Consider the following 12,194-nt stretch of genomic DNA (forward strand, 5'->3'; position numbering starts at 1 on the left):
CCCGGGAGTCCGGCCGGGACGACCCGGGAGTCCGGTCGAGGTGACGCGGGAGGCGGGAGAGGTGACCGAGCCGAGGGAGGTCTTCGTCCGCCTACAGGCTCGGCTGGGCCGGCCGGGGACGGCGGTGCTGGAACGGCTGCGCGAGATCCAGTCCGAGCGCGGCGGCATCGGCCCGGACGACCTGACCCGGGTCGCGGACGAACTCCGGTTGCCGGTGGCGGCGGTGACCGGGGCGGCCACCTTCTACGCCGACTTCGCCGAAGGCTGCCGTGGCCGCCGGCACGTACGGGTCTGCGAAGGCGCCTCCTGCTTCGCCAGTACCGGCGGGGAGCACGTCCGGGAGCTGGAACGGGTCCTCGGCGTACCCCGGGGGACGTCTGCGCCGGACGGATCGGTGTCCTTGCAGGCGGTGCGCTGCCTGGGGTACTGCTACGACTCACCGGCGGTACTCGACGGCGACCGGCCCGGCACCGGCCGGGACCTCGGCGGCCTGCTCGCCCGACAACCCGGCGACAGCTCCACCGATTCGGCCGTCCGGCCCCCGCCGCCGATCCCTTACCAGAGCCTGGTGGACCCGCCCGTCGTGCTGGCCGGGCTGCTCGGGGTCGAGGGCGAGTGGCAGGTCTGGCCGGATGTGGTGGCCGGCGGCACGCCGGAGCGGGTGAACCGGGAGATCGCCGCGTCCGGGCTGCGCGGGCGGGGCGGCGCCGGCTTCCCGACCGCGCGGAAGTGGTCGATGGCCGCCGGGGAGAGCGGACCCCGCTACGTGGTCGCGAACGGCGACGAGGGCGACCCCGGCTCGTACTGCGACCGATTGCTGATGGAGCGGGACCCGCACCGCGTCCTGGAAGGGCTGGCGTTGGCGGCCTTCGCCGTCGGCGCGCGGCACGGTCTGGTGCTGGTCCGTTCCGAGTACCCCGAGGCGGTCGCCGCGATGCGGGCGGCGGTGCGGCGGGCACGGGCGGCCGGGCATCTGGGCCGGGGCGTACACGGCTCGGACCACGACTTCGACGTGCGGGTCGTCGAGGGTGCCGGGTCGTACGTCGCCGGGGAGGAGACCGCGCTGATGCACGCCGTCTCCGGGTTGCGTGGCGAGGCCCGCCCGAGGCCCCCGTACCCGACGAGCAGGGGATTCCTCGCCCGGCCGACGGTACTGAACAACGTGGAGACACTGGCCGCCGTGCCCTGGGTGGTACGGCACGGCGGGGCCGCGTACGCCCGGCTCGGTCACCCCGACGAACCGGGGACCAAACTGGTCTGCCTCAGCCAGCTGTTCCGCCGACCGGGGGTCTACGAGGTCGGGTACGGCGTGCCGCTGCGGTATCTGGTGCAGGAGGTCGGCGGGGGGCTGCGTCCGGGGCACACCCTGCGGGCGGTGCAGGTGGGCGGCCCGCTGGGCGGGTTCCTTACCCCGGAGCAGCTCGACCTGCCGCTGCTGACCGGGCCGCTGGCCGGGGCCGGGGTGCCGCTGGGGCACGCCAGCCTGATCGCCTTCGACACGACGGTGCCGGCGGCGGCGGTCCTGCGGCACGAGTGGGCGTTCGGTGCGGCGGAGAGCTGCGGCGCCTGCACCCCGTGCCGGGTCGGCACCCGCCGAGGGCTGGAACTCGCCAACCGTCTCACAGAACCGGCCGGGACGGCAGAACCGGCCGGGACAGCAGAACCGGTCGGGACGGCGGAGCCGATCGGGACGGCGGACTTGCTGGCGCGGCAGGAGCCGCTGCTGGAGGTACTCGACACCGCCAGCCTCTGCGCGTTCGGCCGTGGCGTGGCGTGTGCGGTACGCAGCGTCACCCGGGCGTACGCGGACGAGTTCGCCGGGTCGTCGCCGTGATCCGGTTGACTGTCGACGACGTACCCGTCGAGGTGGCCGAGGGAAGCAGCGTGCTGGCCGCCGCGAGGGCCGCCGGGACGGGCCTGCCCGGACTCTGCTTCGACGAGCGGTTGTCCCCGCAGGGCTCCTGCCGGATCTGCCTGGTCAGCGTGCACGGCGGTCGCCCGGTCACCTCCTGCACCACGCCGGCCCGGGAGGGCATGGCGGTCCGCACCGACGACCCGCGGGCGGCCGGCGCGGCCCGGCTGGCGCTGGAGCTGCTGGTCTCCGAGCAGCCGGAGCGGGCGTTCCGGATCCCGGCCGAGCGCAGCGAGCTGGTCCGCGCCTGCCAGCACTTCGGGGTCACCGTCAGCCAGTTCCAGGGTGCCGGCCACGACCGGGGCGTCGACCACTCGCACCCGTACGTGAAACTCGACCGCGACCTCTGCATCGCCTGCGGCCGGTGCGTGCGGATCTGCGCCGAGGTGCAGGGCAGCTTCGCGCTCTCGCTGGCCGGGCGCGGTTTCGACACGGTCGTGGTGGCCGGCACCGGTCAGCAGTGGCTCTCCTCGCCCTGTGTGGCCTGCGGCGGCTGCGTGGACACCTGCCCGACCGGCGCGCTGGCCGAGCCGGGGCTGCTCGACCCGGCACCGATCGACCACAACACCACCACGACCTGCGGTTACTGCGGCGTCGGCTGCTCACTGCGGGTGCACCTGCGCGGCGGTCCGGGGCGATCCGGCGGGCCTGACGCCGAGCAGCGGGTCGCCGCGATCACCCCGGTGCACGGTGCCCCGGTCAACCGGGGGCACGCCTGCGTCAAGGGCCGGTTCGCGCACGCCTACACCCGGGCCGCCGACCGGCTCGACACCCCGCTGGTCCGCGAGGCGGGGCGCGGGTCACCGCTGCGCCCGGCCAGCTGGGCGGAGGCCCTCGGTGTGGTGGCCGCGAAGCTGACCGCCGTCCGGGACCGGTACGGCGGCGAGGCGATCGGGCTGATCTCCTCGGCACGGGCGACGAACGAGGAGAACTACCTCGCGCAGAAGTTCGCCCGGACCGTGCTGCGCAGCAACAACGTCGACAACTGCTCCCGGCTCTGCCACTCGCCGTCGGCGGCCGGCCTGACCGCCTCGTTCGGGATGGCCGGTGGCACCAACCCCTTCGACGACCTCGACCGGGCCGACTGCATCCTGGTCGCCGGGGCCAACCCGACCGAGGCGCACCCGGTGGTCGGCGCCCGGATCAAACAGCGGGTCCTGGACGGCGCCCGGCTGGTCGTCGTCGACCCGCGCCGGATCGACCTGGTCGGCTTCGCCGACGTGCACGTGCCGGCCCGGCCCGGCTCGAACGTGGCCGTCTTCAACGGGATCGCCCGGGCGCTGCTGGACGGCGGACACGTCGACCGGAGCTTCGTCCGCGACCGGGCCAGCGGCTTCGACCGGCTCGCCGAGCTGCTCCGCGACTATCCGCTCGACCGGGCCGCCGGGCTGGCCGACGTCGACCCGGGGACCCTGGCCGAGGCCGCCCGGTTGTACGGCACCGCCCGGCGGCCGGCGATCGTCTACGGCCTCGGAATCACCGAGCACGCGCACGGCACCGACGGGGTGCGTACCCTGGCCAACCTGGCGATCCTGAAGGGCGCGGTCGGCACGCCCGACGGCTGCGGGGTGCTCACCCTGCGCGGGCAGAACAACGTCCAGGGCGCCTCCGACATGGGTGCGCTGCCCGACCTGCTGCCCGGCTACCAGCCCGTCGCCGACCCGCGGGTGCGGGCCCGGTTCTCCCGGGCCTGGGGTGCCGAACTGCCCGACCGGCCCGGACTGCGGATCCTGGAGATGTTCGACGCCGCCACCACCGGCCGGCTGCGGGCCCTCTACGTGATCGGCGAGGACATCGCCCAGACCGACCCGGACAGCCGCCGCGTCCAGGCCGCGCTCGCCGCCTGCGACCTGGTCGTCTGCCACGACCTCTTCCTGTCCCGTACCGCCGAGCAGGCCGACGTCGTCCTCCCCGCCCTCTCCTTCCTGGAGAAGGACGGCACCTTCGTCAACTTCGAACGTCGGGTCCAGCGGGTCCATCCGGCGCTGCCGCCGCCCGGCGAGGCGCGGAGCGACTTCGAGATCCTGCACCTGCTCGGCGCCGCGATGGGCATCGACCTCGGCTGCCCGACCCCGGCCGACGCGCTGGCCGAGTGTGCCAGCCTGACCCCGACCTTCGCCGGGATCTCACACGGCAGGCTGGACCGGGAGGGGCCGCTGCACTGGCCGTGCCGGGCCCCGGACCGGCCCGGGGAGGCGCGGCTCTACCTCGACGGGTTCGCCACCCCGGACGGCCGGGCCGCGCTGGCCGCCCGCCCGTACCTGCCGCCGGGTGAGGAACCCGACCCGGCGTTCCCGTTCGTACTCGTCACCGGCCGCCGGCTGCCGCACTACAACAGCGGCTCGATGACCAGGCGTACCCCGAATCTGGAACTCTCCCCCCGGGAGGTGCTCGACCTGCACCCGGACGACGCGACCCGGCTCGGGCTCGCCGACGGCGACCTGGTCGAGGTGGCCAGCCGGCGAGCCCGGGTGACCTTCCCGGTGAGGGTCACCGACACCGTCGCACCGGGGCAGGTCTTCACCACCTTCGCCTTCCCGGACCGGGCGACGAACGCGCTCACCTCGGACTGCGCCGACGCCAGCACCGGCTGCCCGGAATACAAGGTCACCGCCGTCGCCCTGCACCCGGGATGACTCCCCGCACCCGGGGCAGCTCCCCGGACCCGAGAGCGCGCAGCGAGTTGAGGATCACGGCCACGTCGATGCCCTCCTGGAGGAACGCGCCGGCGACCGGCGGCAGCAGTCCGAACGCGGCGGCGACCATGGCGAGCGCCGCCATGCCCATCCCGGCGACGGCGCTCTGCACCGCGATCGTCCGGGACCGCCTGGCGATCTCCACCGCGTCGGCGAGCCGGTCCAGCCGGTCGACCGACAGCACCGCGTCGGCGACGTCCGCCGACGCGGTCGCGCCGGTGGCGCCCAACGCCACCCCGACACCGGCCGCCGCCAGCGCCGGTGCGTCGTTGATCCCGTCCCCGACCATCACCGTCACGGCCCGTTCGGACTCGGCCCGCACCCGGGCGACCTTCTCCGGCGGGGGGCAGCGGGCCACCACGTCGTCCACCCCGACCGCCCCGGCGACCCGCGCGGCGACCTCCGGCCGATCACCCGTCAACATGACCACCCGGGAGAATCCGGAATCCCGCAACCGCCGTACCGTCTCGGCGGCGTCCGGGCGGACCGGGTCGTGCAGCAGCACCGCTCCGGCGAGTACTCCCGCCACGTTCACCCACACCGTCGACCGGCCGTCGGACTCGGCGCGCTGCCGTGCGCGTACGGCCCAGTCCGGCAGGTCGGCGCCGTGCTGGCCGACCCGTACCAGCCGGCCCTCGACCCGACCGGACACGCCCTGTCCGGCCTCCTCCGTCACCTGCTCCGGGACGACCAGCCGCAGGCCCCGCTCCCTGGCCGCCCGTACCACCGCCGGGGCCAGCACGTGCGGCGACAGCTGCTCGACGGAGGCGGCCAGCCGTAGCAACTCGTCGGCGTCCCCACCCGCCCCGGTCAGCACCCCGGCCACCTGGGGCCGGCCGGTCGTCAACGTGCCGGTCTTGTCCACCAGCAGGGTGCGGGCCCGGCCGAGCGACTCCAGCGACCCGCCGTCCCGGACCAGTACGCCGCGCCGCGCCGCCCGGGACAGCCCGGCGACGATCGCGATCGGGGTCGCCAGCAGCAGCGGGCACGGTGTCGCCACCACCAGCACCGCCACCGCACGGACGAACTCTCCGGACAGGCCCCAGGCGAGGGCGGCGAGGGCCAGGGTGAACGGCACGAACGCGGCCGCGTACCGGTCGGCGAGCCGCACCATCGGCGCCTTTCCCGCGTTCGCCGCCTCCGCCAGCCGGACGATCCCGGCGTAGGTGCTCTCCCCCGCCGTCGCGGCGGCGCGCAGCCCGAACGCCGTACCCGCGTTCACCACTCCGCTGGCGAGTCTCTCCCCGGCCCGCCGCTGCACCGGCCGGGACTCGCCGGTCACCACCGACTCGTCGAGGGTCGCGGGTTCCTCGGCGAAGCCGTCGACCGCCACCACGTCGCCGGGACCCACCAGCAGCCGGTCACCGACGCGTACCTGGTCGGCGTCGACGACCTGGACGTCCCCGCCGGACGTGCGACGGCGGGCCGTCCGTGGCGCCCGGGCCAGCAGCGCGTGCAGGTCCCGTTTCGCCCGGCCCTGCGCGTACGTCTCCAGCGTGTGCCCGGTGGCCAGCATCAGCGCCACCACCGCCCCGGCCAGGTACTCCCGGGCCAGCAGTGCGCTGAGCATCGCCAGGGTCGCGATCACGTCCACGCCGATCCGGTGCTGCCGCAACGCCCGCACCAGCCAGCGCAGCGTCACCAGAAGCGTCGCCGCCGCGGCCGCCGCCCAGCAGGCGTCCGCCGCCAGCCGCTGGCCGGCGAACCACAGGGCGACTCCCGCCAGCACCACCGCCGTCAACGCCGACGGCGGCACGAACTCCCGCCACCGTCGGGTAGGACCTGCCGGCGCCCCGCCACCCGCCCGACCCACGTGCTCACCCCCGGTCGACAGGTCCAGCCTCTCAACCGGGAGCGTTCCGGGCGGGCCGATCAGCCGATCAGGTGCCGCACCGCTCCGGTACGAACACCACCCGGGAGCGCAGTTGCCGGAAACCTGTCCGCTCCAGTTCGGCCACTACGCGTACCCGATGTGCGTCCACGTCCGCGACCACCTCGTGCGCGCCGCCGTCGGCCAGTACCCGCACCGCCTCGGCCAGCAGCTCGCCCAGGGCGGCCTCGTCGAGCAGGCCGAGATAGGCGATCAGCGGATAGCAGGCGTCGCCGGCCGTGCCGACCAGCCCGACCGGCTCCCCGGCCCGCAGCGCGATCCGCCAGGCTTGCGCCGAGCTGCCCAGCCAGGCCAGCGGGTCGGTGGCCAGGTCGACTCCGTGGACCGCGTGGGCGACCTCCCTGCCGGTCAGCACCTCCGGATCCGCGACCCGGGCCACCAGCGCGTCGACCTCCGCCGCTCCGGCCGCGGGCCGGAAGGTGTACCGCCCGGACGGCGTCGGGAGTGGGGTACCCGTCCACGAGCAGCGCAGCCGCTCTCCCCGCTCGACCAGCCCGGCGAGCCGGGCCGCCGCCATCGGCGCCTCGGCGACGGCCAGCACCTCCGGCCGGCGGCGCCAGTGTGCCGGCAGGGCGGCGTAGTAGGTCCGGGGACCGCCGAACGCCCGGTGCGCGGCGCGCAGCAGCGTGGCGCCCACCTCCGGTTCGGCGGCCAGGTCGAACCGTTCGAGCCACGGCTCACCGACGGCACCGGGCGGCAGGCACCAGGCGGCCCGGCCGACCATCCGGCCGCCGCTCAGGGCGACCCAGGTGTGCTCGGGACGGTAGCCGCCGCCGGCCAGCCCTTCGGCGTAGCCGAACTGGCGCGGTTGGGGCAGCGGATCGGGCATCGAGTCGAACAGACTTTCCTCGCCCGCGACGAGCGGGCGGACGACCAGATCGGTCATGGGGCGATCCTCCAGAGCTGGGCGCCCCGGGTCAGATCCGCGTGGACGCCGGGGCGCGGAGGGGGCGCAGAACATCGGACACGTTCTGACCTCCTTCCGGCTCGTCGGCGTACCGGGAACCTAGGCGGCGGCTCCTGCCAGCCGCAACGGAATTAAACTCCCGGTTCCCGGTGTTCGGACTGCTGGCGATGGCCGAGGGTGGTGAGCCGGGTCAGCCGGGCGGCAGCACGAATCGACCGTCGGCGGTCCGGGCCAGGGGTGCCACCTCCACCACCGCGTCCAGGTTGAGCGGGCCGTAGATGTGCGGGAAGACGATTTCCGGCGCGACCTCGTCGTCGCGCACCGGGCTGGAGAGTCGGTCGGGGTCGATGCGGAGCAACAGCAGCGGGCCGGCGTCGGAGTACGCCGCCTCGGCCACCCCGAGCACCTGACCGCGGCGGGAGGCGTGGATGAACCCCTCGTCGGCAAGGCTCCGGCCCCGGGTGGAGATCCGGTAGTCCCCGGCGACCTGTGCCGCCGCCCAGTCCGCCTCCTCGGCGATGTGAAAGATCACTTCGGTGACTGTACCGGCACCGACCAGCCCGTACGACTCTTCTGCCGGTTTGGATCCTGTTTAGTCCTGGTCTGCCCGGGCATCAAGGGCAGATGCCTCCGCGTCCCGCCCTGCTCGCCGACAACACGCTGCGGCTCTTCGTCGAGGGCTACGGCTGGTTGCCCAACCTCCGCCGCCGGGAGCGGGCCGAGACCGTCCAGACCCGGCTGCTCGGGCATCGGGCGGTGGCGCTATGCGGTCCGGACGCGGCCCGGTTCTTCTACGACGAGGAGCACGTCCGGCGGCACGGTGCGATCCCGGGGCCGGTGCAGGACACGCTCTTCGGTCGCCGTGCGGTGCACACCCTCGACGGCGCCGCCCACCGGCACCGCAAGGCGATCTTCACCTCGCTGCTCACCCCCGAGGCGATCGTCAACCTCCAGCGGTACGCCACGGCGGCCTGGGACGAGGCGGTCGGTCGCTGGCCCGCCTGGCAGCCCGTCGTACTCTTCGACGAGGCCAGCCGGGTTCTCACCCGAGCCGTCTGCCGGTGGGTAGGCGTGCCGCTGGCCGAGTCGGAGGTCGACGGGATGGCCGCCGACATGGTGACGTTGGTGGACGGCTTCGGCACCCTCGGTCCCCGGCACTGGCGTGCCCGGCAGGCGCGGGGCCGCCGGGAGCGCTGGCTGGCCGAGCTGGTCGACCAGGTCCGGGCGGGACGGCGGAGCGTCGACGCCGGATCGGCGGTCGAGGCGATCGCCCACTACCGGGGCGTCGACGGTGAGCGGCTCGACTCCGGGCTGGCCGCCGTGGAGATCCTCAACCTGGTCCGGCCGACGGTGGCGGTGAGCTGGTTCGTCGCCTTCGCCGCGCACGCCCTGCACCGCTGGTCGGAACTCCGCCCCCGGCTGCGCGCCGGCAGCGCGGACTACCTCACCGCGTTCGGGCACGAGGTCCGGCGCTTCTATCCGTTCGCGCCGTTCGTCGCCGGTCATGCCGTCCGGGACCTCAGCTGGCAGGACGTACCGATCCCGGCCGGCTCGCTGGTGATCCTCGACCTGTACGGCCAGGACCACTCGGCCGAGTTGTGGCCGGACCCGTACACCTTCGACCCGGAGCGGTTCGTCGGCCGGGAGATCGGCGCCTTCGAGCTGATACCGCAGGGCGGGGGTGATCCGCGTACCGGCCACCGCTGTCCCGGCGAGACGACGACGGTGGCACTGCTGAGCGCGCTCACCGGCCGGCTCGCCGAGCTGGACTACCACGTGCCGGAGCAGGATCTCCGGATCTCGCTGAGCCGGGTGCCGACCCGGCCACGCAGCGGCTTCGTCCTCGTCCGGGGCTGACCGTGTGCGTCGGGCCCCCGGGACCCGGTGCGGCGCCCGGAGCTGAATGCGTGACCGGAGCTGAATGCGTGACCGGAGCCAAATGCGTGACCGGAGCGAAATCGTGAGCGGAGCGCGGGGCGGCTGGTCCGGGCGGCCCGCTCGGCGCGGTGACCGGGGTGCTCGGCCGGCGGCCCGGTTTGCCCGGCACGATCGGGGGAAGCCGGGCCGTGGAGGATGGGGCCGAGTCGCGGTGCCCCTCGTCGGCGGAACTGGGAGGCTTCGAGATGGATGATCGGGACGAACTTCACGACCTGCGGCAACGCGCTCACGACGCAGGCATCCAGGGCAGCTCGAAGATGACCGAGAAGCAGCTGCGCGACGCGTTGAAGAAGACGGGCAAGGGAGCCGAACCGATGGTCGCCAAGCAGGAGGCCAAGGGCTACCTGTAGGTCGGAACGCGGGTACGGCCGGCGGCGACACCCGCCACGGGCGTACCCGCAGGTGTCACCAGGGTTGCTCAGTCCGGGCCGGGACGGCGCCCGGACGGCGGCCCGGTTCGGGCCCGGCCGGTCGGCCAGGTCGCCCGCAGCAGGGCGGGCAGTTCCCGGCGCTGCCGGAACAGCAGGATCCCGGCCAGCACCACGTACGCGACCGCGACGCCGTACCGGACCGTCTGGGTGGGCAGGGCGAACTGCACCGCGAAGAGCAGGAACAGCGTCGCCGCCTCGACCCGGGAGATCCGCAGGTCGGCCAGGACGGCCACGCCGAGCAGGGTCTGCGCGGCGGTGAGGTAGAGCTCCTCGGTCTGCCGCGCGTCCAGGGCCAGCCCGGCGAACTCCCCGCCGCCGAGATAGAAGGCGATCGGCAGGCAGGCGATCAGCAGGGTCCACTGGTTGAGCTTCGCCGCCAGCAGCGCACCGAGTCCGTCGTCGGCCCGGCCGCGCAGCGCGAAGGCGATCGCCACGATCACCTCGGGTGCTTCCGACGCGACCGGGGCGAGCCACTGGACCAGCAGGAACTCGTCGATGCCGAGCGACTTGCCGGCCTCGACGAGAGACCTGCCGAACGGCTCGGCCGAGCTGAGGATCACCACTCCCGCCGTGCCGAAGAGGGCCGCGACGGTCAGCCGGCGGCGCACGGCCGGCGCCCGGGCCAGGGTGGCGGCCACCCCGACCAGGGCCTCCTCGGCGTGCTCGGCGCGCCCGACCCGGGAGAGGTAGAGCGCGAACAGGGCGCCGAGCACGATGCTGTCGTACCAGGCCAACCGTCCGGTCACCGGGATCACCAGGGCGTAGCCGGTGGCGATCAGCAGGTACACGGTCTCCGTCCGGCGGTGTGCGGAGAGGCTCACTCCGGTGGGATCACCGGGCTGCCGCCGGCGGCGTACCGCCCAGATGGCGAAGAAGACCAGCAGCGGCCAGGCGACCCCGATCAGTAGCCGGTTCGCCCCGGTCATGTTGGCCAGGGCGAACGCCGCGAACGCGGGATCGGAGCCGGCGGCGAAGGCGAAGTAGATGTCGATCGCGTATTCCGGCAGCACCGCCACCAGGGCGAGCAGCGCCAGTGCCAGGCTCCCCGGCAGGTCGACCCGGGCCACTTCGGAGGCCCACATCAACAGGGCGACCGCCGCGAGCACCGCCACGCCGAAGACCGCCATCCCGGCGACGGCCGGCAGGTCGACGCCGGAGAGCCGCATCGCCACCGCCGGTACGGCGGCCAGTACGGCGAGGCCGACCCGGGTCGCCACTCCCCGGGCGGACACCGTGACATCGAGTCCCACCCGCACGTCGTCGCCACCCCCACCTGGGGTCGAGCCTGTCTGGGGCGAGCTGCCCGGGGTCGAGCTGGCCGAGGTCGAGCCCGCCTGGGTCGAGCCTGCCGGACCAGGTCGGCGGCAGGGGCGGAATCGCCCGGATGACACCGCTCCGTGCCGCCCGTGCCCGCCGGTGCCCCACCCGCCGGCCCGCTCCTGGGGTACGTTGTGGGCCTCGCGTCGCCCGACCTGAGGAGGTGGGACCGATTTCCGTGTCGATCGGCCGGGTGCTCCCGCCCCGGGGTCCGGCGGCCATCTCCGGGTACGCCGGCTCCCGCTAGCCGAGGGGCGCCCGCAGGCGTTCCGAAGGGCTGTACGTGTTCACATCACCCCACTCCACCCAGATGTCCACCCCGGATCGCGCGGAGGTCGTCCGCCGACTCCGGGCCGCCGGTTGCGTCTTCGCCGAGGACGAGGCCGAGATCCTGAGTACGGCCGCGGGGAGCCCGGCCGAGCTGCTGGCCATGGTCGAGCGGCGGGTCGCCGGGCTGCCGCTGGAGCACATCGTCGGCTGGGTCGACTTCTGCGGCCTGCGTGTCGCCGTCGACCCGGGAGTCTTCGTGCCGCGCCGACGTACCGAGCTGTTGGTCCGCCGGGCCGTCGGGCTGGCCCGACCCGGCGCGACGGTGCTCGACCTGGCCTGTGGCTGCGGAGCGATCGGGCTGTCGGTGGCGACGCTGGTCGGCGACGTCGACCTGTACGCGGTGGACATCGAACCGGCCGCCGTCCGCTGCGCCCGGCGCAACCTCGCCCCGCTCGGCGGCCAGGTGTACGCCGGGGACCTCTACCAGCCACTCCCGGCCCGGCTGCGCGGCCGGGTCGACGTGCTGGTGGCGAACGTGCCGTACGTGCCGAGCGAGGCGGTCGAGCTGTTGCCGCCGGAGGCCCGGCTGCACGAGCCGCTGGTGGCGCTGGACGGCGGGCGCGACGGCCTCGACGTGCTCCGCCGGGTGGCCACCGGGGCGCCGGACTGGCTGGTGCCCGGTGGCCACCTGTTGCTGGAGACCAGCTCGGCCCAGGCCGGTGTGGCCTCGACCGCGCTGGCCGAAGCCGGGCTCGCCCCGGTGGTGGTCACCGACGACGACCTCCCGGCGACGGTGGTAGTCGGCCGCCGCTGACCGCCCCGCCGCCGGCGC

The 12,194-nt window shown here is 74.6% G+C and carries 9 protein-coding genes; 5 read left to right on the top strand and 4 right to left on the bottom strand.

All coding sequences use genetic code 11. The features are described from left to right. The first annotated feature begins 61 nt into the window (after positions 1-61). Together O7626_RS35475 and fdhF are read left to right on the top strand one after the other, a co-directional pair. Positions 62-1,834: an NAD(P)H-dependent oxidoreductase subunit E gene (locus O7626_RS35475; protein WP_278065336.1), complete on the top strand. Its 1,773-nt coding sequence runs from the start codon at positions 62-64 to the stop codon at positions 1,832-1,834. Continuing rightward, on the top strand, positions 1,831-4,548 hold the full coding sequence (gene fdhF, locus O7626_RS35480) for a formate dehydrogenase subunit alpha (RefSeq protein WP_278065337.1): 2,718 nt from the start codon (positions 1,831-1,833) through the stop codon (positions 4,546-4,548). The genes O7626_RS35475 and fdhF overlap by 4 nt, the downstream gene beginning before the upstream one ends. Here the strand turns inward: fdhF and O7626_RS35485 are convergent. The 3 genes from O7626_RS35485 to O7626_RS35495 all read right to left on the bottom strand — a co-directional run bounded on the left by O7626_RS35485 (position 4,520) and on the right by O7626_RS35495 (position 7,938). Next, positions 4,520-6,364 carry a heavy metal translocating P-type ATPase gene (locus tag O7626_RS35485; protein ID WP_278066463.1) on the bottom strand — a complete coding sequence of 615 codons (1,845 nt, stop codon included), beginning with the start codon at positions 6,362-6,364 and terminating at the stop codon, positions 4,520-4,522. The genes fdhF and O7626_RS35485 overlap by 29 nt on opposite strands. A 124-nt stretch (positions 6,365-6,488) precedes the next feature. Next, the gene (locus tag O7626_RS35490) at positions 6,489-7,385 is read right to left on the bottom strand and encodes an acetyltransferase (protein ID WP_278065338.1); all 897 of its coding nucleotides are present in this window, start codon (positions 7,383-7,385) and stop codon (positions 6,489-6,491) included. A 211-nt stretch (positions 7,386-7,596) separates the two neighbouring features. Next, entirely contained in the window at positions 7,597-7,938 is a 342-nt protein-coding gene (locus O7626_RS35495; protein ID WP_278065339.1) for a DUF952 domain-containing protein, read from the bottom strand. 92 nt (positions 7,939-8,030) lie between these two features. Between O7626_RS35495 and O7626_RS35500 the strand changes: the two genes are divergently transcribed. Together O7626_RS35500 and O7626_RS35505 are read left to right on the top strand one after the other, a co-directional pair. Next, positions 8,031-9,263 carry a cytochrome P450 gene (locus O7626_RS35500; protein WP_278065340.1) on the top strand — a complete coding sequence of 411 codons (1,233 nt, stop codon included), beginning with the start codon at positions 8,031-8,033 and terminating at the stop codon, positions 9,261-9,263. A gap of 266 nt (positions 9,264-9,529) precedes the next feature. After that, positions 9,530-9,694 (top strand): hypothetical protein, encoded by a 165-nt coding sequence (locus tag O7626_RS35505; RefSeq protein ID WP_278065341.1) that lies wholly within the window; start codon positions 9,530-9,532, stop codon positions 9,692-9,694. Between the two features lie 68 nt (positions 9,695-9,762). Here the strand turns inward: O7626_RS35505 and O7626_RS35510 are convergent, their stop codons facing one another. Next, on the bottom strand, positions 9,763-11,025 hold the full coding sequence (locus O7626_RS35510; RefSeq protein ID WP_278065342.1) for a sodium:proton exchanger: 1,263 nt from the start codon (positions 11,023-11,025) through the stop codon (positions 9,763-9,765). 377 nt (positions 11,026-11,402) lie between these two features. Here O7626_RS35510 and O7626_RS35515 point away from each other — a divergent pair, with 377 nt between their 5' ends. Next, positions 11,403-12,176 (top strand): putative protein N(5)-glutamine methyltransferase, encoded by a 774-nt coding sequence (locus O7626_RS35515; protein WP_278066464.1) that lies wholly within the window; start codon positions 11,403-11,405, stop codon positions 12,174-12,176. The last annotated feature ends 18 nt before the right edge of the window (positions 12,177-12,194 follow it).

Source organism: Micromonospora sp. WMMD1102, assembly GCF_029626265.1.
In the GTDB taxonomy this organism is placed as follows: Bacteria; Actinomycetota; Actinomycetes; order Mycobacteriales; family Micromonosporaceae; genus Plantactinospora.